Source organism: Veillonella faecalis (assembly GCF_024677885.1).
Lineage (GTDB): Bacteria > Bacillota > Negativicutes > Veillonellales > Veillonellaceae > Veillonella > Veillonella nakazawae.
This window is the reverse complement of the sequence record NZ_JALBWL010000001.1, coordinates 350,915-371,058: the sequence shown is the minus strand read 5'-3', so window position 1 is coordinate 371,058 and position 20,144 is coordinate 350,915. Positions and strand designations below refer to the sequence as shown.

Annotated in this window: 21 protein-coding genes and 1 tRNA gene; 2 read left to right on the top strand and 20 right to left on the bottom strand. The window is 37.8% G+C overall.

The window, feature by feature from the left end:
• Positions 1–71: 71 nt before the first annotated feature.
• The 9 genes from MOQ65_RS01705 to recG all read right to left on the bottom strand — a co-directional run bounded on the left by MOQ65_RS01705 (position 72) and on the right by recG (position 8,218).
• Positions 72–155, bottom strand: a tRNA-Leu gene (locus tag MOQ65_RS01705).
• A gap of 54 nt (positions 156–209) precedes the next feature.
• Positions 210–971 (bottom strand): 5'/3'-nucleotidase SurE, encoded by a 762-nt coding sequence (gene surE / locus MOQ65_RS01700; RefSeq protein WP_060924258.1) that lies wholly within the window; start codon positions 969–971, stop codon positions 210–212.
• A 17-nt stretch (positions 972–988) separates the two neighbouring features.
• Entirely contained in the window at positions 989–2,251 is a 1,263-nt protein-coding gene (locus tag MOQ65_RS01695) for a glycosyltransferase family 2 protein (RefSeq protein WP_105085711.1), read from the bottom strand.
• Between the two features lie 19 nt (positions 2,252–2,270).
• The gene (pssA, locus tag MOQ65_RS01690; protein ID WP_129823091.1) at positions 2,271–2,942 is read right to left on the bottom strand and encodes a CDP-diacylglycerol--serine O-phosphatidyltransferase; all 672 of its coding nucleotides are present in this window, start codon (positions 2,940–2,942) and stop codon (positions 2,271–2,273) included.
• Positions 2,935–3,576: a phosphatidylserine decarboxylase family protein gene (locus MOQ65_RS01685; RefSeq protein WP_257846462.1), complete on the bottom strand. Its 642-nt coding sequence runs from the start codon at positions 3,574–3,576 to the stop codon at positions 2,935–2,937. Before MOQ65_RS01685 ends, pssA begins: the two co-directional genes overlap by 8 nt.
• Before the next feature lie 14 nt (positions 3,577–3,590).
• Complete coding sequence (locus MOQ65_RS01680; protein ID WP_060924256.1) at positions 3,591–4,313, bottom strand: WecB/TagA/CpsF family glycosyltransferase; 723 nt, start codon at positions 4,311–4,313, stop codon at positions 3,591–3,593.
• Positions 4,314–4,328: 15 nt separating this feature from the next.
• A complete protein-coding gene (gene guaB, locus MOQ65_RS01675) occupies positions 4,329–5,783 on the bottom strand; it encodes an IMP dehydrogenase (RefSeq protein ID WP_257846461.1) in 1,455 nt (484 codons plus the stop codon).
• A gap of 75 nt (positions 5,784–5,858) precedes the next feature.
• Entirely contained in the window at positions 5,859–6,044 is a 186-nt protein-coding gene (locus MOQ65_RS01670) for a 4-oxalocrotonate tautomerase (RefSeq protein WP_060924254.1), read from the bottom strand.
• A 131-nt stretch (positions 6,045–6,175) separates the two neighbouring features.
• Positions 6,176–8,218 carry an ATP-dependent DNA helicase RecG gene (gene recG, locus MOQ65_RS01665; protein ID WP_257846460.1) on the bottom strand — a complete coding sequence of 681 codons (2,043 nt, stop codon included), beginning with the start codon at positions 8,216–8,218 and terminating at the stop codon, positions 6,176–6,178.
• 223 nt (positions 8,219–8,441) lie between these two features.
• Between recG and rpmB the strand changes: the two genes are divergently transcribed.
• Positions 8,442–8,630 carry a 50S ribosomal protein L28 gene (rpmB, locus tag MOQ65_RS01660; protein ID WP_005386334.1) on the top strand — a complete coding sequence of 63 codons (189 nt, stop codon included), beginning with the start codon at positions 8,442–8,444 and terminating at the stop codon, positions 8,628–8,630.
• Between the two features lie 105 nt (positions 8,631–8,735).
• Here rpmB and MOQ65_RS01655 read toward each other — a convergent pair whose 3' ends face one another.
• The 11 genes from MOQ65_RS01655 to tyrS form a co-directional block, all read right to left on the bottom strand.
• Entirely contained in the window at positions 8,736–9,725 is a 990-nt protein-coding gene (locus MOQ65_RS01655) for a deoxyguanosinetriphosphate triphosphohydrolase (RefSeq protein WP_257846459.1), read from the bottom strand.
• Complete coding sequence (locus tag MOQ65_RS01650; protein WP_005386331.1) at positions 9,722–10,543, bottom strand: pyruvate, water dikinase regulatory protein; 822 nt, start codon at positions 10,541–10,543, stop codon at positions 9,722–9,724. Before MOQ65_RS01650 ends, MOQ65_RS01655 begins: the two co-directional genes overlap by 4 nt.
• 10 nt (positions 10,544–10,553) lie before the next feature.
• Positions 10,554–11,183, bottom strand: coding sequence for a transcriptional regulator CcpN (gene ccpN, locus MOQ65_RS01645; protein ID WP_257846458.1), 630 nt, complete (start codon positions 11,181–11,183; stop codon positions 10,554–10,556).
• A 98-nt stretch (positions 11,184–11,281) separates the two neighbouring features.
• A complete protein-coding gene (gene ppsA / locus MOQ65_RS01640; protein WP_257846457.1) occupies positions 11,282–13,663 on the bottom strand; it encodes a phosphoenolpyruvate synthase in 2,382 nt (793 codons plus the stop codon).
• Between the two features lie 158 nt (positions 13,664–13,821).
• A complete protein-coding gene (locus tag MOQ65_RS01635) occupies positions 13,822–14,232 on the bottom strand; it encodes a hypothetical protein (RefSeq protein ID WP_257846456.1) in 411 nt (136 codons plus the stop codon).
• 65 nt (positions 14,233–14,297) lie between these two features.
• Positions 14,298–14,744, bottom strand: a complete 447-nt coding sequence (locus tag MOQ65_RS01630; protein WP_257846455.1) for a hypothetical protein — start codon at positions 14,742–14,744, stop codon at positions 14,298–14,300.
• Between the two features lie 3 nt (positions 14,745–14,747).
• Positions 14,748–14,990 carry a Zn-dependent protease with chaperone function gene (locus MOQ65_RS01625; RefSeq protein WP_257846454.1) on the bottom strand — a complete coding sequence of 81 codons (243 nt, stop codon included), beginning with the start codon at positions 14,988–14,990 and terminating at the stop codon, positions 14,748–14,750.
• A gap of 28 nt (positions 14,991–15,018) precedes the next feature.
• On the bottom strand, positions 15,019–15,471 hold the full coding sequence (locus MOQ65_RS01620; RefSeq protein WP_257846453.1) for a hypothetical protein: 453 nt from the start codon (positions 15,469–15,471) through the stop codon (positions 15,019–15,021).
• Entirely contained in the window at positions 15,464–15,754 is a 291-nt protein-coding gene (locus MOQ65_RS01615; protein WP_257846452.1) for a hypothetical protein, read from the bottom strand. The genes MOQ65_RS01620 and MOQ65_RS01615 overlap by 8 nt, the downstream gene beginning before the upstream one ends.
• A complete protein-coding gene (locus MOQ65_RS01610) occupies positions 15,751–16,368 on the bottom strand; it encodes an NUDIX hydrolase (protein ID WP_257846451.1) in 618 nt (205 codons plus the stop codon). The genes MOQ65_RS01615 and MOQ65_RS01610 overlap by 4 nt, the downstream gene beginning before the upstream one ends.
• Before the next feature lie 214 nt (positions 16,369–16,582).
• Positions 16,583–17,791: a tyrosine--tRNA ligase gene (tyrS, locus tag MOQ65_RS01605; protein ID WP_156718974.1), complete on the bottom strand. Its 1,209-nt coding sequence runs from the start codon at positions 17,789–17,791 to the stop codon at positions 16,583–16,585.
• Positions 17,792–17,953: 162 nt separating this feature from the next.
• Here tyrS and MOQ65_RS01600 point away from each other — a divergent pair, with 162 nt between their 5' ends.
• Positions 17,954–20,041, top strand: coding sequence for a transglycosylase domain-containing protein (locus tag MOQ65_RS01600; RefSeq protein WP_156718975.1), 2,088 nt, complete (start codon positions 17,954–17,956; stop codon positions 20,039–20,041).
• Positions 20,042–20,144: the final 103 nt, after the last annotated feature.

The following is a 20,144-nucleotide window of genomic DNA, read 5'->3' as shown; positions in this document are numbered from 1 at the left end:
ATCGTATATTAATTCATAAATATAAATATATAAAAAATAGGCGGTAAGACAAAAGTCTTACCGCCTAAAGTTGGTGCCGGAGGTGGGACTTGAACCCACACGGTGTTACCCGCTTGATTTTGAGTCAAGTGCGTCTGCCATTCCGCCACTCCGGCGTCTCGGAACATTTGTTATTATACAGATATCCCAAAACAATGTCAACACATTTTTTATATTTTATCTAAAATATTTTGAACCGTCTCCATACCGATGTCACATTGTTGCTTCCACGTAAGAGCTACACCTGTTATATAGCCTTTACGAGCATATTCCACATCAGTAGGAACACTTTCAGCACCATAATCTAGCTCGCCTGCCAACCAATAGTAATCCTGCCCTCTTGAGTTAATGCGAGCATCAATAATATTGCTATAAGTTTGTAAACCTTGGCTAACCATTTTAAAATGATCCCAATCACATACGCCACGTAACGGAAAGTTCACATTTAATAGGCCATCAAAATTCCCTTTCACATAAATTTTTTCTATCAATTCATGGATAAAGGGATGCATTTCATCCCCTCGTTCAGGAGAATATCGTTCCACAGATAATGCTAACCCTGGAATGCCATAAAAACAACTTTCCATAGCAGCAGATACAGTACCAGAATATAGCACATCTGAGCCCAGATTAAAGCCATGGTTAATACCTGAAATCACAAGATCAGGCATATCATCACTCAATAAATAACTAAGGCCAAACTTCATGCAATCAGAAGGAGTTCCCGTTAGAGCATAAAGGCGAGGATTTTCATCCTCGCCATTGTACGCGTCTAATTTTAAAGGAATCTCAGTCGTCAATGCATGGGATTTAGCACTTTGCTCATTTGCAGGTGCTACAACGGTAATTCGATAATATTGACTTAAGTACGATGCAAGACGGCGTAAACCATCTGCTAAAATACCATCATCATTACACATTAAAATATGCATAGTCACTCCTACAGATTCTATTTTTTATTCTTATTCATATTGCCCATACGTGTTAATTTCACGTCATTCAAACCAACAGCTCGCGTATGAACTGTATGAGACCATTCCTTATTATGACGACGGAACCAACCTAAAATATTTACAGGAACCCAAGAGTATACAAAAATTGGATATAACAAATAGTAGAACCAAATTTTAGGTGGAACTTTAATTTTTAACAACACAATAAGTGGGAACAAATATTGACCAATACCGATAATTTGCCATACAGACATCGGCATAATTTGATATAAAATATTTGTATAAATCGGCACATATGCATTGATATATGAAAATACTAAATATATAGTTGTCAACAACAAGAAATAAGGCTGACTAACTTGTAAAATGCCATCTAGAATAACGATATTTCCTTGTTTAATACCTGCGGCAAATAATTTAGGAATATATCGATCCGCACAGTCAAATTGACCTTGTGCCCAACGTAAACGTTGTTTACAAGAAGCCATCATAGTCGTAACTTTTTCATCATACACAATGGCATCGTGAGCCCAAGTAGTTTTAAGACCATGTGTTAATAGCTTCATAGAGAATTCCATATCCTCAGTCAAGCTATTACAATCCCAGCCATATTCACGGATGATAGATGTGCGTATACACATACCAGTACCACCTAGTGCTGTGGACAAGCCAATGCGGTATTTTGCTAAATGCCACATATGATTAACCATCCAAAACATGATGGAAAATGTACCCGCAACCCAAGAGTCTGTTGGGTTTTTAGAGTTCAAATAACCTTGAATTACAGACTCACCTTTTTCAAGATGATCATTCATTTCTAACATAAATTGAGGATGTACTAAATTATCGGCATCAAAGATAAGAAAGGCATCATATTTCCGATCCATTTTTTCCACACGATCAAACATCCACCCCATGGCATAGCCTTTGCCTACTTCTTCTTTATTGAATCGTTCATGTACATTGGCACCAGCGGCACTTGCTACCTCAGCAGTCTTATCTGTACAGTTATCGGCAACAACAAAGATATCGTACAACTCATCAGGATAGTCCAAACTACGTAAGTTTTTTACTAACTCACCAACTACGGCTTCCTCATTATGAGCACACACAACGATAGCAAAGGAATTTTTAGGGGTATAGTTTTTATGTACTCGAGACCGCCACATACCAATTACGGCGAGCACAAAATAATAAACCGTATAAATTACGATTATTACCTGCATAGGGATCAATATCAGATCCAGTAGGTAATTCATACTATTATCCTCCACACACTTATTTACGCACTATATTTAACGCCCCATTAATAAGGCCAAATACTACATAACCAGCAAAGATCATTACTGCCCATGTATGCCAATCATATACGAGACAAGCTATGACAAAAATAGCAGTTAGTACAATGGAAAGTTTATTAATATAGATTGCAGTTTTACCTTTGAAGTCTGGGTATTTTACTTCACTAACCATTAAGAAGCCTACACCAATCATGCAAACTACTAATACAAATTGAGGAACCTCTACACCACTCAATACGTAGGTAGCCGCCAAGCAACCTGCAGCCGGAATTGGCAATCCTTCAAAGTAACCATGAACTTCTTCGGTTTTAATGTTAAAGCGAGCAAGACGGAATGCGCCCAATACAGCAAATACTAATAATGGTACATAGGCAATCCATCCCAAACCATAAAGCTCTTTCATATATAACATATAAGCTGGTGCTACACCAAAGCCTACAACATCTGATAAAGAGTCTAATTCACGACCCATAGGTCCTGCCACACCTAAAGCTCTTGCTACACGACCATCTAAACCATCAGCAACTAAGGATAATAGTACGCATATAGCAGCATAGAAGGTATTCCCTGTGGCAGAGAATGTGATACCTAGAACACCAAAAGCTAAATTAGCACTGGTAAACAAATTTGGAATAATAGATTTATTCATGACGCAACCTCCCGATAACAGTGTCTCCACCTGTAATATGTTGACCTTTTTCCACGAACAACTCTACATCCTTATCCATGTAGATTTCAGTACAAGAACCGAATTTAATCATCCCGTACAATTGGCCGCGTTCAAGCACGCTATCAAGGTCTGTCCAAGATACGATACGACGCGCTAAAAGGCCTGCAATTTGTGTTACCAATACGGAAGTGCGATCATTTTCAATACAAATAGTATGACGTTCATTTTCAAAACCTACACTATCTTTAAAAGCAGGCAAGAAACTGCCCATTGTGTAGTGACGGTATGTAATTTTACCATCAATAGGCGCACGATTAGCATGTACGTCAAAAACAGATAAGAAAATAGTTACTTTTTTACACTCTTTATGTAAGTAAATATCTTCGTATACATCAGAAATATCCATAATTTTACCATCCGCTGGAGATAAAATTAAATCTGGATCTTGAGGGATTACACGTTTAGGATTTCTAAAGAAATTGACGAAAAATAATGCCAGAATAAATGAAATAATCGCAATTACATAATGTCCAAAAAATCCTAATACCACCGCGATAATGAGCATAGCCCCTATCAGTGGAAACCCTTCCTTAATTATTGGTCCTGTAGGCACGATTCAACACTCCTCTATTTATTTCTAATAACGGTCCACATAAACTTTGGAATAGCCAACATGCGGCCAATCCGTTGAGGTTCTAAATATAATCGATACAACCATTCGAGACGATTGCGTTGCATCCATTCTGGAGCCCGAGGAATATTACCTGCCAACACATCAAAGGAACCACCTATGCCGATAGCAACAACGCCATCCAGGTGACTCAATTTTTCTGAAATCCATTGTTCTTGCTTTGGTACGCCTAAGGCAACAAAGACTAATTTTGCCTTAGACTCACTAATAGCTTTAACGATTTCTTGTTCCTCTGTGCTATCGAAGAATCCATCATGAATCCCTGCTATATTTAACGGTCCAACTTGGGCAGATAAATTATCAATTGCTCGTTGAGCAACACCAGGTGCTGCCCCTAAGCAGTATACAGGAATTTGCCGTTCAGCCGCAACTTTAAATAATCGTTTAGTTACGTCTACACCAGTTACGCGTTCAGGAACATGTTCACCTTGACGCTCTGCAGCCCACAAAATGCCAGCCCCGTCAGGAACGACGAGACTAGCATTATTCAATATGGTGTGCAATGTAGGGTTTTCATTTGCCAACATAACCATTTCTGCATTAGCCGTGGCTACTAAATGTAGTCCCGGCTCTTCAGTTAATTGTAAAATACGTTGGACAGCCTCATCCATTGTTACACAATCGATAGGCACAGATAAAACAGAAATACGTTTATTCAATGTAATACTCCATTATCAACCACTATAATTTGGTGCTTCAACGGTAATGCTTACATCATGCGGATGACTTTCTTTTAAACCAGCCGCTGTAATTTGAATGAATTGAGTATTTTCAATCATTTCTTGGATGTTATGACATCCGCAATACCCCATACTTGCACGCAAACCACCAACCATTTGGAAAATTGTATCAGCCAACATACCTTTATAAGGCACGCGACCTTCAATACCTTCAGGAACTAATTTCTTAGCTTCAGTTTGGAAATAACGATCTTTACTACCAAGTTTCATAGCACCTAGACTACCCATGCCACGGTATACTTTATAGGAACGACCTTGGTAAATCACTGTTTCTCCTGGACTTTCATCAGTACCAGCTAAAATATTCCCCATCATGACTACATTAGCACCAGCAGCAATAGCCTTAGCAATATCGCCAGAATATTTAATACCCCCATCAGCGATGATAGGAATGCCATAGCGACGACCTACTTGAGCAGACTCGTAAACAGCAGTAATTTGAGGTACCCCAATACCTGCAATAACGCGAGTTGTACAAATAGAACCAGGTCCAATACCAACCTTAACAGCATCAGCACCAGCTTCAATAAGAGCCTCTGTACCAGCTGCAGTAGCAACATTGCCTGCAATAACAGGAATATGAGGATAAGCTTGTTTAATTTCTTTCAATGTACGTAGTACGCCTGCAGAATGCCCATGTGCTGTATCTACAATGATTACATCAACCTTTGCAGATACAAGTGCATCAAGACGGTCATATAAATCTTTAGACACACCAACAGCAGCACCAACTAATAGGCGGCCACTACCATCTTTAGCTGAATTTGGATATTTTGTCGCTTTTTCAATATCTTTTATAGTAATTAATCCTTTTAAGTTTCCATCATCATCTACAAGAGGTAATTTTTCAATGCGATGTTCACTTAAAATTGCTTTCGCCTCTTCAAGAGATGTACCTTCTGGTGCAGTAACAAGGGAATCCTTTGTCATGCATTCTCCGATTTGGCGAGTTAAATCAGTTTCAAAACGCATATCGCGATTTGTAATGATCCCTACTAGTTTACCATGTTCTGTGATAGGTACACCAGAAATTTTATATTTTTCCATAATTTCTGCTGCATCAGATAGTAAATTTTGAGGGCTTAAGAAAATAGGATCGACGATAACACCATGTTCAGAGCGTTTTACCTTATCAACTTCATGGGCTTGTTCTTCAATAGACATATTTTTATGGATAACACCAAGGCCACCTTCACGAGCCATAGCAATAGCCATACGGGATTCAGTAACTGTATCCATCCCAGAACTAATCATAGGGATATTCAATGTAATGTCACGAGTTAGTTGAGTTTTTAACTCTACTTGATGTGGTAGTACATCAGAAGCCGCTGGTACTAACAAAACATCATCAAAAGTTAGTCCACGCATACCGAATTTATCGTCTCTCATATTTAATTCCTTTCCGTATAATAAAACAAAACTACGACCCGCCTAGTCCATCTGGACTAGGCGGTCAGTCGTAGCTTAGCGTTCAGACCGCAAAATGCCGCCTTCCATATAATCATCTTTTTTCATATCTACGAAGATAATCTTTACTGCGTCAGCAGGTACATTAACGATATCAACCGCAGCTTTAGTGATAGCTTCACCTAATTGTTTTTTTTGTTCTTTTGTGCGCCCTTCAACGAGCTCTACATGAATAAGTGGCATATTGACCTCCATAGATGAAAATGAAATAAATTTGTTTGTTCTATTATACGGTATGAGGAACAGATACACAAGGGAAAAACCCAGATAAAATCTAATATTATCGCTACTTATGTACTTATTATTCCTACCTCTTAATTATACAATATTCTAAGAAATTTTTCACCAAATCTTTTTTCTAATTCTTCTTTCATTACAGATTCAAGTTTTTCCATTCCATATTGACTTGCAAACTCTAGTACATCCTTGCGAGCCTGTACCAATATTTCAATATCTTTAATAATATTAGCAACCCGTAAATCAGGTAATCCTGATTGAGCTAAGCCAAATAATTGACCAGAACCACGAAGCAGTAAATCTTGCTCTGCTAGTTCAAAGCCATCCTGAGTCTGTTCCATCAATTTTAATCGCTCTTGGCTCACATCATTTTTAGAATCACTCACAAGAATGCAATAAGATTGATGAGATCCACGACCTACACGGCCACGCAACTGATGCAATTGCGATAGACCAAATCGCTCTGCCCCTTCAATGCACATAATGGTCGCATTAGGCACATTAACACCAACTTCAATAACGGTTGTAGAAACAAGTAATGAAATCTCACCCCTATGAAAAGCATTCATCACTTCATCCTTTTCACTTGGTTTCATGCGCCCGTGTACAAGGCCAACCTCATAGGCCTTATAAAAGTACTCTTTTAACTCCAGATACAATTCCTCAGCAGCTTGCAAGTCTAATTTCTCAGATTCTTCAACAAGTGGGCATACTACATAGACTTGACGGCCTTCTGCCATCTCCTTGCCAAAGAATGTTCTTAATCGTTCCTTATACGAACTATCTACAGCATAGGTTTTGACAGGTTTGCGTCCCGGTGGCATTTCTTTGATTAAGGATACTGCTAAATCACCATACACAGATAATGTCATGGTTCGTGGAATTGGTGTAGCCGTCATGATGAGCACATGAGGATATGTCCCCTTTTGTTGCAACCGTGCCCGCTGCTCCACACCAAAGCGATGTTGTTCATCTATAATAACAAGTCCTAAGTTGTGAAAGTTAACACCTTCTTGAATAAGAGCATGGGTGCCAATAATCATATGAATCGATCCATCAGCTAACCCTTCATAGATACGTTCTTTTTCTTTTTTTGTAGTAGAGCCCGTTAACAGCTCTATGGTAATCCCCAAATTACCACACACTTCTGTTATACCTTCGTAATGTTGTGCTGCCAAAATCTCCGTTGGAGCCATTAACGCTCCTTGGTACCCATTCTCGATGGCTTTCAGCAAACTCAATGTAGCTACAACCGTTTTACCGGAACCTACATCACCTTGCAATAATCGTTGCATAGGCTGTTCATCTTCCATATCGATACGAATGTCCTCTAATGCACGCTGTTGATCACCTGTTAAGGAGAACGGTAAATTTTCTATACACTGAGCCATTAAATCCCCATTGGGACCCATCTTAGGACCTTTATGACATTGTTCTTTATTTCGTAACAATGCCAGTCCAGATTGCATGACAAATAACTCCTCATAAGCTAGTTGATGACGCGCCTCTTCATATCGCTCTGAAGACTCTGGGAAATGCATCATTTTAAATGCATCATAACGAGTCATATATTGATGTACTTCACGAACTTCAGCAGGCAAAATCTCTGGCAACTCATGATTAGCTGCAAACCAATTTCGTACCGATGAGCGCACCACAAATTGAGATACCCCATCTGCAAGAGCATAAATGGGAACGATACCACGATCAGGTTCTCCACCGTCTCCCAAATTTTCTATTTGGGGTGTATTCATTTGCATAGACCCATATTGGAACTCTGCTTTACCATACGCATATAGACGCTGACCCTTTTTGTAAAAGTTCTTCTTATACCCTTGGTTAAATAGCACAATCTTTAAAGGACCTGTACCATCTGCAATGACTACTTCTAAAATAGACAATCGAGGGCGAGGACGTTTTTCTTGTACAGCAATAACATTCCCAACCACGCCACCAGTCATGCCAGATTTTAAATCACCAATTCTATAAATCGTACGGCGGTCTTCATAGGTTCTTGGGAAATACGTTAACAAGGATGTTATATTGGTAATTCCCAACTTATGTAATTGTTTCTCTCGACCAGGACCTATTCCCTTTATGGTCGTCAACCGTTCATCCATAGAAACTCCTTTAAATATACGATAAACACATGAGATATATCCAATTTTTGTATATCCTTGTGTAAAACCCCACTCATATCATAGAATATGATATATAGTATACCTTATATTGTAGTATATTTCATAAAAAGAGCAATATGTACGATAAAAACACTTGCTTTACGCTACTCTTTATGATAATATACTTTTGTTATGTTATAGATTAAGCTTGGAGGTGGAAACTATGGCAAACCTTTGCGAAGTATGTGGCAAATCCACATCTAGCGGTATGAACGTGAGTCACTCTCACATTCGCACAAGAAAAACTTGGAAACCGAACATTCAAAGAGTACGGGCGGTTGTAGACGGTGCTACTAAAAAAGTAAACGTATGCACTCGCTGCCTTCGTTCTAATAAAATTACACGCGCGTAAAATAAAAAGTACATGTACTCTTTGGGGTTCTAGAGCCCCAAAAAAAGCAGTTAGTTCATTTGAACTAACTGCTTTTTTTGTTATCTATGTACCTATTACTAAAAGTTACAAGGTAATATTTGGAATATAATACTGTTTAAATAGCTTAATAGCATATTGATCTGTTAAGCCTGCTACATAATCCACCACATCACGGGTAGAATAAAACTCTCTTATACTTTCACAACCCTCCATATCGTCAGGATGTTCCATAAAGTGAGTAAATAAGTTTTTCACCACATGAGATGCCTTATTTCGATCTGGAATTAAAGCCGGCGCCAAATAAACATTTTTAAACATAAATTGACGGAATAGATTCATGGTCATCTCTATATCTGTAGACATAGAAATAACAGGTTTATCTAAAGACTCTCGCACCATATCTTCAACCATGGCTGTAATCATACTAGATGGAGTCATTCCAAAATGCTCGCGCACTTCAAAGGGCAATTCCTCAGCGGTCAACATTCCTGCCCGTTGAGCATCATCAAAATCATGACACAAATAGGCAATACGATCTACAATACGAATAATTTGTCCTTCTAAGGTAACAGGAATTGTAGCGCCCGTATGGCCTAAAATACCATCCCGCACAGCAGTCGTTAGATTGAGACCTTGTTGGTCACCATGCTTTTCAAGAACCTCTACCATGCGCAAACTTTGTTCATTATGATTAAAATGACCTACCATATCACGCAACGCATATTCTCCAACATGACCAAATGGCGTATGACCCACATCATGCCCCATGGCAATAGCTTCCACTAAATCTTCATTGAGTCGCAACGCACGAGCCACTGTACGCCCAATTTGACCAACCTCGAGAGTATGAGTCATACGCGTACGATAATGATCACCTGGCGCAATATAAACTTGTGTTTTATGTTTTAACCGTCTAAAACATTTACTATGAATAATGCGATCCCGATCTCGTTGGAATGCAGTTCTAAGAGGATCAGGAGCTTCCTCTAAATCACGGATGGCATCACGGCTTTTTGCAGCATAAGGAGAGAGGAGTAATGCCTCCCTCTCCTCTATTTGTTCCCGTATATTCATTTACCCTCCGATGCACGGTTTTTATCAATCAATTGCATAACTAGAGATGCTGTTTCTTCGATAGATTTATTAGAAACATCTAGCACTTGGCAATGTAAGCGACGCATAATAGCTTTTGCATATTCTAATTCAGATTGAATACGCTCAATAGAAGCATAATTTGCTTCATCTTCAAGACCGATAGCACGCAAACGTTCACTACGAATATTATTTAATTTGAATGGGTCAATGATAAGGCCCACGATTTTTTTTGCTGGAATTTTAAATAATTCCTCTGGTAATGGTACCTCAGGTACTAATGGCAAATTGGCAGCTTTAATCTTTTTATACGCCAAGAACATAGACAATGGTGTCTTACTTGTTCTAGATACACCAATAATAACTACATCGGCCTTTTCAAAACCTGATGGATTTTTACCATCGTCATATTTTACGGCAAATTCAATGGCTTCTACCTTTTTGAAGTATTCTTGGTCAAGCTTATGAACCATACCTGCTGTCATACGAGGCTTTGTGGATGCAACAGTACCTACAGCATCGAGAACTGGGCCCATAATATCTACAGCAGGAATATTGTATTCCGCCACTTTTTCATGAAGATATTTACGTAAAGTCTCAGATACGATGGTATGACAAATAACATGATTACCACGTTTTGCATCTGCTATAACTTCATCAATTTGGCTTTCACTATCAATATAAGGGATACGAACAATTTCAATTTGTTCCTTATCATATTGACTCGCCGTAGCTCTTGCTACAGCCTCTGCGGTCTCCCCAAGGGAGTCCGATATTGCATAAATAATTTTTTCTGCCATTCTATCAACCTCAATGTATGCTACATTCTAAAAATACTTTTGTCACCGTTGTTTTAGATACGCGGCCCACAACCTTTAGGCGCTTCTTATTCTCCACATCCTCGCGAACGACAACAGGTAAACAATCCACCTCATATTCTATCATCTTCTGTGCAGCCTCTACTAATGTATCGGTAGGCTCCACAGTTATTACCTTACTAACAGGGGTCATAATCATAGATATAGGCATGGTATGTGAATCTGTTTGCCCCATAGAGGCACGCAACAAGTCCTTACGAGATACTACACCTACTAAATAGGAATCATCACACACTAGAATAGTCCCTACATCTTCAGTAAATATAGTAACAATCGTATCATACAAACTTGTATCCCCATTGACCACGACGGCTTGAGATAATACATCACTTACCAGAAATGATTTTAATCGCTCCGCCGTTTGTGTTTCTTTTGAAAGTCCCACATAGTAGTAACCTACATTCGGACGCGCATCTAAAACACCTAGCATAGTTAACACCGATAAATCTGAACGCAATGCAGATCGTGTAACCTCTAAATGTTCAGCAATAGCACTACCTGTAACAGGTCCTTCTTCACGAACGATTTGAGCAATTTGTTCTTGTCGTTTCGACAGTTTCACACGGTAACCCCCTTTCATCTCTGTTTGTATTATATCCTAAGTTACCATTCAGAAAAAGAGGAGACCAACGGGCCTCCTCTTTCAATACCACTATATGATTACCAAGTTAAGTCATCAGTTTCTTGACGACCACGACCAGTCATAGCATCGAGCATAATTCGTTGTTCGATTTGAGCCACCATTTTCTTAGTGTTCACAACCGCATCTGGATTAACAGAAATGGAGTCGATACCACTCTTCACGAGGAATTCGCAAAGTTCAGGATACACACTTGGCGCTTGGCCACAGATGGATACAGTTTTACCATCTTTGTGAGCTACTTCGATGAGATGGCGAATTGCTCTACGAACTGCTAGATTCCGTTCATCATAGATATGTTGAACTGTTTCGTTATCACGGTCACAGCCAAGAACGAGCATAGTCAAATCGTTAGAACCAATGGAATAACCATCTACATATTTATTGAATTGATCAGCTAAGATAATATTGGATGGAATCTCAGCCATGAGCCATACTTTGAAGTCTTTACCGCGTACAAGACCTTCTTGAGCCATTAAATTAGTTACTAATTCAGCTTCCTCTACAGTACGGCAGAATGGAATCATAACTTGTAAGTTTTTGAAACCAAATTCGTTACGTACTTTTTTGATTGCTTCTAATTCTAATTTGAAAGCAGGTGTATATTTTGGATCATAGTAACGAGCTGCACCACGCCAGCCAAGTAATGCACTGGATTCATGTGGTTCATATTTATCGCCACCGTTGAGATCACGGTATTCGCTAGATTTGAAGTCGCTCAAACGAACTACTACTTGGCGAGGAGCTAATGCTTGACACACTTTACGCATACCTTCTGCCAATGTATTAACCGCAAAGTCACTGCGACCAGTTTCAATAAGGTGTAATGGGTGTTCGTGAATGAAAGTAGTCCAAATGAACTCTTCACGCATTAGACCAATACCATCACATGGTAATACACCATGTTTTTCAGCTAAATCAGGATTGCCTAAATTCATGTAAATCTTAGTGCCTGTTACAGGAACATATTCAGTGGCAACACTTGCAGTAGCTTGTGCTTCTGGCTTTTTAACGATATCTTCTAATACGCCATCATATACGATACCATTTGTAGCATCAACAGTAATCATTTGACCATCTTTAATGGATGTTGTTGCTTCATGGCTACGACTCTTAGTACCTACGATACAAGGAATACCAAGCTCACGGCTAACGATAGACGCGTGACAAGTCATACCACCAGCATCAGTAACGATTGCTTTTGCCTTTTTCATTGCTGGTACCCAGTCAGGAGCTGTCATAGCTGTGACAAGGATTTCCCCTTCTTTGAATTCATCAATGTCCTCAGGATTGATGATAACATGAGCTTTACCGGCTGCATTACCAGGGGAAGCTGGCAAACCTTTTACAATAATTTCACGATTACCTGCATCTAATGTGCTAGGTTTTTCAATTGTTTTTGGTTTTTCTTTACGGGACCAAACTGTTTCTGGGCGAGCTTGTAAAATCCAAATTTTACCGTCTCGTTCATCTACGCCCCACTCCATATCCATGTAACAACCATAATGTTTTTCGATTGCTTTTGCGTATTTAGCAAGCTCCAAAACTTGGGCATCTGTAATAACTTGTTGTTTAGCTTCATCTGCTGGAACAACTTCTTCAACGCAATCGCCGTCAGCTTTACGAACTAAGCGGATATGTTTGTCATTAATCATGCGGTCTGTAATTTCCATTTTATCTTTATCTACATGGAAATTATCTGGTGTAACTGTACCTTGTACAACGTACTCACCAAGACCCCAAGAACCTTCGATAAGGATGTTGTTATCGTTGCCTGTTACAAGGTCAACAGTGAACATTACGCCAGCGGCTTTAGAGAATACCATCATTTGAACGGCAGCACTCAATGCTACTGTCATATGATCGAAACCTTGTTTTACACGGTAGTATGTTGCACGGTCTGTGAAAGTAGATGCATAGCATTCTTTTACTTTCTCGATAATAACATCAGCACCACGTACATTTAAATATGTATCTTGTTGGCCTGCGAAGCTTGCATCTGGCAAGTCTTCTGCTGTTGCACTAGAACGAACTGCTACGAATGGATTTTCTTCGTTTACTTTTTTACCAAGTTCTTCATAAGCATGACGGATAGCATCTGCCAATTCTTTTGGCATTTCTTCTTCGCAAATCATACGGCGAATTTTAGCACATACTTCACGCAATAATGCAGAATTTTCTACATCATCTAACGCATCAAGTTCAGCGCGGATTTTATCTTCCAAACCTGTTGCTTTCATAAACTCACGATAACCATGAGCAGTTGTAGCAAAACCGTAAGGTACAGGTACATTAGTGGAGGATGTCAATTCCCCTAAAGAAGAAGACTTACCACCAACTAAATTAACATCTTCACGTTGTAATTCATCAAACCAAAGTACGTATGCTGTTTCGCGATTCATGTGAGAACCTCCTAGTCAATTAGTGCAACACATTAAACCTTTTACACATAAATAGTATACCTTAATTTAAAATCTGTCAATTTTTATAGACATTAATATGCTAATTAAACTGAATAGAAACTAAAAAGATGATTGCCTAATACTAGACAATCATCTTTTTAGTTTGAAACATGAACAATAAATCTTAAATTATTAGGCGTCATATCACTACCATTAACAAATAAAATACCATCCTCTAAAGTAATACGATATAGTAATGTAGCCTCTGAAGTCTCAATTTTTTCTACTTTACTATTAGGAAAAATATAGGTAATGGTTTCTAAGGTTTGAGGCATAACAGTTTTGTAATCTGGGCTTATCTTCATATCTAGATATTGAACCCACTCGCCACGGCTATACTGACCATAAGACATTCTAATATCTTCACTGTTAGAAACAACAACTATTCTATTTAAAACTGCTTCAGCAGTTTCATGTTTATTATCTTTATCAATCTTGTAATAAATAGAGTAAGTCAATGCAGAAAGTACTAATAATCCTAATAAAATAAATATATACTGCTTTTTCATAACATATAATACTCCACTAACCAATATAGCTTACATTAAATAATACAGGCTAAAAATATATGTGATTACTCTCTTGTTTCCCCTAGTTGCAATAAGAATATATACATACCTAAACCAAGAAACTCAGAAAGCTCTTCATTTATGAGGCTACTTAATAAAGTGATTATTATAAAAATAGGGTATACCCAATATGGAAACCCTATATCATAGGCTCGTCTCATGCCAGTCATAAAAAAGAATGTAAATCCATAAATCCCAAAAGAATAACCTAGGATTAAATATTTAATCCCTTCAACAATATCTTCAGATTTCATTACATAACTACCAAAGACAATTAGTAACACACAACACATAAACGAATAGCTATTTCCCAAAAAGTAAAATAGTCTGCCTAATGGAACCTCTGGATCTATATATTTAATATGTTTATTCTTTCCATATATCATTAATAATATTGAACTCACAATGCATACAGGAATCATTATATAACCAAGCCACTGAATTATTTCCATCTCTTATACTCCAAATACCATTTTCATTAGAATCATACTCAGAAGAAAAGATAAATTAACCCAAAATAACCCAGTATCACTAAGATTAAAATATAGTGTTAAAAGATAACCACCACAGACAGCTATTAAGCTTAATATAGCAAGTATGATTTCATAGTTTTCTAAACGACTGTTCTCTTTATATCTTTTATATAAAACATAAGCCACGTAAATAATCCACAACCATGGAACAAATTCAGGTTTCACTTTATTCTCCACTATAACAAATTCTAAGTTATTTATCTTTTCCAGGATATACTATCAATAACACGATTCCTAATAAGAAAATAGGCGAAAGATTATCATAATAGTTAGCTATACTTCCACCAATAAATAAATAGAAAGGATATATCCAGACCGAAAAAAGTTCTATATCACTTATCCTATTCATGCCAGCAAGAAATAGTTTTAAAGTTCCTATTAAAGCAAATATACTGATAACCAAATAATATATTAGAGATACATTATTCTCATCTATATTTACACGATAAGAAATAAATATAGCAAAGTATATTAACAGTACAGCAATCCCCGTATCACGAAGATATTCCTTTCCATTGATTTTCTTCTTATAGTCAATATATTTTATATTTTTCCTTGATCCCAAAAATATAAGTACTAAAGATAAAGCATTTACTGTCCACCATATTATATGGATTACTGATATAGAACTAACTAAACTAAACATCTTTATTGTCCTTTGATTGAGAGCTATCTTTTTTATTTAAGTTAACTTGTAGATACCGAAATACTAGAGTGATTACCATTGCAAACCATAGAACGGCAAAATTGTAAATATCATAACCATTATCAATCCACCATTCTGCCTTATAATAGTAATCTAAAAAAGCAGAAATCATTAATATAATTGGCACTAAATAAAATATAAATTTATTTTTTATCGAAGGTTTGCTCGTTAATACTAGAATGGCCATTGTATTACTGCCTAAAAATATTATTAAATCTCTCATTTAACCAACCTATATATGTCTAAAAAGTTTTTCAGCACTCGCCCCGTTAGTCCCCATATGGTGTATTGTTCATAGGGATAGAAATAGACGGAGTAGTTTTGTCTAATTTTCCAGTCAATGTTGTAGCCTTCTAATAAATGGAATGGAAAGTCCTTTAACGGTCTTGTAGCTATATCTAGATGACCTACAGTTGGCTCCATGTCTAATAGATATTGTAATGGAACGGTGAATACCTCTCCTACTTCATCAGGATTTGGTTTTAAATCACTTGTATGTAAACGTACGGCTACAGCATATAATTTGACACCTATCGCAGATACGAGACAGTCTAAATTACCAAGTAATTCTATTTTGTCTAAATCTATACCTAGTTCTTCAGAGCACTCACGCATGGCAGCATGGGCACTGCTTTTATCATTATGTTCACAGTGGCCACCAGGAAAGCTAATTTCACCAGGCTGACGGCGTAGCTTATTACTGCGCACAGTAAAGACTATGTGATCTTCCCCGTTAATTTCTAGTAATGGTACTGCTACTGCCGCAGCTATAACATCGATATCGGTAAGAACAGTATATTCTCGTTTTTCTAGGAAATTAGATAGTTTCTTGTCCATATATAGTCCTCTTACTTTACAGTTAAATTTATATGATATCTGTATAAATATTTTATGTATCAAATTTGTATTTTATATTTATCTTTTATATTCATTATACATTAACTTGTACCTAAATTTTGGAGTTACTATTAATAGATACAATAGAGAAAACCTTATAAAGAAAATGGACAAAAAAACTGTGATGAGGTTTCTACCCCATCACAGTTTTATATTAGTTAAATTTAATTTTTACGAATTTACGTTTACCTACTTGAACGATCATGCCCTCTTCAAGGGTAAGGTTTTCTTCTGTATATTTTTCACCATTTACTTTGAAAGCACCTGCTTTAATGGAGCGACGTGCTTCACCATTAGAGGCAGTCAAACCAGCATCTGTACAGAATTGTGGTACAAAGATTGGTTCTGTTGGCGCATCAATAGCGTATTCAGGAATATCTGTAGGTAATGCGCGTTGTTGGAATACACGTTTGAATTCTTCTTCTGCCTCAAGAGCAGCCTCTTCACCATGGTACAAACGAACAATGGTACGAGCTAATTGCATTTTAGCGTCACGTGGATGTAATTCACCACTTTCAAGACGTTTTTCCATGTCCTCTTGTTCTTCAATTGGCATATCTGTAACGAGCATGAAGTAGCGCATCATCAATTCATCAGGAATAGACATTGCTTTACCGTACATTTCTTTAGGTTCTTCGTCGATACCGATGTAATTGCCTAAAGATTTACTCATTTTTTGAACACCGTCAAGGCCTTCAAGCAATGGCATTGTGATAACAACTTGAGGTTCTTGACCTTCTAATTCTTGTAAATGACGGCCCATTAACAAGTTAAAAGTTTGGTCTGTACCACCAAATTCAACATCAGCATGTAATGCTACAGAATCTTGACCTTGCATCAATGGATACATAAACTCATGAACACCAATAGCACGACCTTCTTTAAAGCGTTTATTGAAATCATCACGTTCCATCATACGCGCTACAGTGTAAGAACTTGCCAAACGTAGAACATCAGCAAAATTCATGGATTCAAGCCATTCACTGTTGTCGCGAACGATAGTTTTTTCAGGATCCAACACTTTGAAGATTTGTGTTTTATAAGTTTCAGCATTTTTCAATACTTCTTCTTTTGTAAGTGGTGGACGAGTTGCACTTTTACCAGTAGGATCACCAATACGAGCAGTGAAACCACCGATAACGATCACTACTTGATGACCAAATTCTTGGAACAAACGTAGTTTACGAAGTGGTACTGTATGGCCTAAATGAATATCTGGCGCTGTTGGGTCCAAACCTAATTTTACAACTAAAGGTTTATTTTCCTTAATAGATTTTTCTATTTTCTTTACAAGATCTTGTTCATTAATTAAATCTGCTACGCCGTGTTTAATTTGGCGCACTTGTTCTTGAGCACTAACCATGATAATCCTCCTCGAAATACTATTGTTTTAGTATACCATTATCTAAAAACTTTCACAATTATATATATAGTATTGGTTTTAACCCTTTTATGATATAATATTTATAACTGCGTAATAGAATTTACGTTATATTTACTAACAAAAGAAAAAAGAGGTGACTCTATGAGTAATAACTCAAATGCGAGAAGCAGCCGCCGTTCTAATGCTAGCGGCTCTACACCGAAGAAAACAAGTCCGAAGCGTCTATTTTGGATTTGTGCCCTTCTCCTTATACTCATCGTAGCCGGAGGTGGCTGTGGTTTCATCAGTGCTACACTGTCTAACCTACCAGATGTATCCAATGTACGTCCTTCTGCATCGTCTCAAATTTACGATGTCCATGGTAATCTCATTACAACGGTTCATTCCACAGAGAACAGATTACCTGTACCTTTAAAAGATGTACCAAAGGATTTACAAAATGCCTTTGTTGCTACTGAGGACTCTCGCTTCTATTCCCATCATGGTATCGATCCTGTTGGCATCTTGCGTGCTGTATGGGTTAACATTGTTCATAGTGGCGTATCTGAAGGTGGTTCTACAATCACTCAACAGTTAGCGCGTAATGCATTCTTATCTCAAGACAGAACATTTAAACGTAAAATTTCTGAAGCATTGCTAGCACTTAAAATTGAACAACATTACACTAAGGATGAAATCCTTGAAATGTACATGAACCAAATTTACTTTGGCCAAGGTGCATACGGTGTACAATCTGCATCTCACGTATACTTTGGTAAGGATGCTAGCCAATTAACGCTAGCTCAAGCAGCACTCATTGCAGGCTTACCACAAAGTCCTAACTACTACTCTCCATTCAATGATTTGGAAGCTAGTAAAAAACGTCAAGCTGTTGTATTAGGCCAAATGGTTAAATACGGTTACATTACACAAGAGCAAGCTGATGAAGCACGTCAAGCAGATTTAGGCTTAGTGGCAAAACAAGAACAAACGCACGAAAAATCTAATGCATCTTACTTCATTAACTATGTTATTGCACAAGTTTCTGAAAAATATGGCGACGATGCAATCTATAAAGATGGTTTAAAAATTTATACAACTCTTGATATGGATGCGCAAAATGCAGCTGTAGCAGCAATGCAAAACTTGCCTAATTACTACACTGATAGCAATGGTTTACATCAGCCACAAGGTGCTATCGTAGCTATGAACCCTCATAATGGTTACATTATGGCTATGGTTGGTGGACGCGGTGATGATGCATTTAACCGTGCTACACAAGCAGAACGTCAACCAGGTTCCGCTATGAAGCCATTTGTATATATAGCAGCTATTCAATCTGGTAAAACTCCTGGTTCTATCGTAGATGATAGCCCTGTTACATTTGGTAACTGGAGCCCTAAAAACTATGAAAATGACTTCGAAGGTAATATGACATATCGCTATGCATTACAACATTCTCGTAACATACCTGCCGTAAAAATTGCTGATGAAGTAGGCATGTCTAAGATTATTAAACTTGCCAAAGAAATGGGTATCACTACCCTTACAGATCAAGATAATAACTTGTCTACTGCACTTGGTGGTTTAACTCACGGTGTAATACCTCTTGAAATGGTTCAAGCTTATGGCGTACTTGCTAATGGTGGCGTCAAGGTTCAACCTACAGCAATCATAAAAATCGTGGACCGCAACGGACAAGTAGTGGAAGAAAATTCCATCCAAGAAAAGCGCGTCGTTGAAGAAAAAGATGCTGCTATCATCACTGATATGTTAGAATCTGTTATTAATGGTGGTACTGGTGGCAATGCTGCTATCGGTAGACCTGCAGCTGGTAAAACAGGTACAACAGATGATGAAAAAGATGCTTGGTTCGTTGGATATACGCCTGATTTAGTTGCTGCTGTTTGGATTGGTGATGACTACGGATCTGAAACATTAGGTATTAGTGGTGCTGATACACCAGCTGTTATGTGGGGTCAATTCATGGCTAATGCACTTGCCAACACCCCTGCATCTGACTTCTCCGTTCCTGCTAGCGCTCAATCAGCTGTTTCTGAAGGTTATTATAATCCTGTAAAAGCACAGCCTAAAAAAGAAGCTGCTAAGGACGAAAAAGCAGACAAAAAAGACGATAAAGACAAATCGAAAGATGAAGCTGTAAAAGATGACAGTGGCTCAAAAGATGATGCAACTGAACAGAAATCTAATTCATCCAAAAGTAAAAAGTCTAGTAAAAAAGATCGTTAATCTCATACGCTAAAGGAGCGGAACATGTGTTCCGCTCCTTTCTTTTACGTAAAAAAAGATAGTAAGTTCAAAGAACTTACTACCTTTTCTATTTCTATATATG

Excerpts from the sequence above, each read along its gene's own strand:
- surE (WP_060924258.1), bottom strand. The coding sequence starts at position 971 with ATGCATATTTTAATGTGTAATGATGATGGTATTTTAGCAGATGGTTTA.
- MOQ65_RS01695 (WP_105085711.1), bottom strand. The coding sequence starts at position 2,251 with ATGAATTACCTACTGGATCTGATATTGATCCCTATGCAGGTAATAATC.
- pssA (WP_129823091.1), bottom strand. The coding sequence starts at position 2,942 with ATGAATAAATCTATTATTCCAAATTTGTTTACCAGTGCTAATTTAGCT.
- guaB (WP_257846461.1), bottom strand. The coding sequence starts at position 5,783 with ATGAGAGACGATAAATTCGGTATGCGTGGACTAACTTTTGATGATGTT.
- MOQ65_RS01670 (WP_060924254.1), bottom strand. The coding sequence starts at position 6,044 with ATGCCACTTATTCATGTAGAGCTCGTTGAAGGGCGCACAAAAGAACAA.
- recG (WP_257846460.1), bottom strand. The coding sequence starts at position 8,218 with ATGGATGAACGGTTGACGACCATAAAGGGAATAGGTCCTGGTCGAGAG.
- rpmB (WP_005386334.1), top strand. The coding sequence starts at position 8,442 with ATGGCAAACCTTTGCGAAGTATGTGGCAAATCCACATCTAGCGGTATG.
- MOQ65_RS01655 (WP_257846459.1), bottom strand. The coding sequence starts at position 9,725 with ATGAATATACGGGAACAAATAGAGGAGAGGGAGGCATTACTCCTCTCT.
- MOQ65_RS01650 (WP_005386331.1), bottom strand. The coding sequence starts at position 10,543 with ATGGCAGAAAAAATTATTTATGCAATATCGGACTCCCTTGGGGAGACC.
- ppsA (WP_257846457.1), bottom strand. The coding sequence starts at position 13,663 with ATGAATCGCGAAACAGCATACGTACTTTGGTTTGATGAATTACAACGT.
- MOQ65_RS01635 (WP_257846456.1), bottom strand. The coding sequence starts at position 14,232 with ATGAAAAAGCAGTATATATTTATTTTATTAGGATTATTAGTACTTTCT.
- MOQ65_RS01630 (WP_257846455.1), bottom strand. The coding sequence starts at position 14,744 with ATGGAAATAATTCAGTGGCTTGGTTATATAATGATTCCTGTATGCATT.
- MOQ65_RS01620 (WP_257846453.1), bottom strand. The coding sequence starts at position 15,471 with ATGTTTAGTTTAGTTAGTTCTATATCAGTAATCCATATAATATGGTGG.
- MOQ65_RS01615 (WP_257846452.1), bottom strand. The coding sequence starts at position 15,754 with ATGAGAGATTTAATAATATTTTTAGGCAGTAATACAATGGCCATTCTA.
- MOQ65_RS01610 (WP_257846451.1), bottom strand. The coding sequence starts at position 16,368 with ATGGACAAGAAACTATCTAATTTCCTAGAAAAACGAGAATATACTGTT.
- tyrS (WP_156718974.1), bottom strand. The coding sequence starts at position 17,791 with ATGGTTAGTGCTCAAGAACAAGTGCGCCAAATTAAACACGGCGTAGCA.
- MOQ65_RS01600 (WP_156718975.1), top strand. The coding sequence starts at position 17,954 with ATGAGTAATAACTCAAATGCGAGAAGCAGCCGCCGTTCTAATGCTAGC.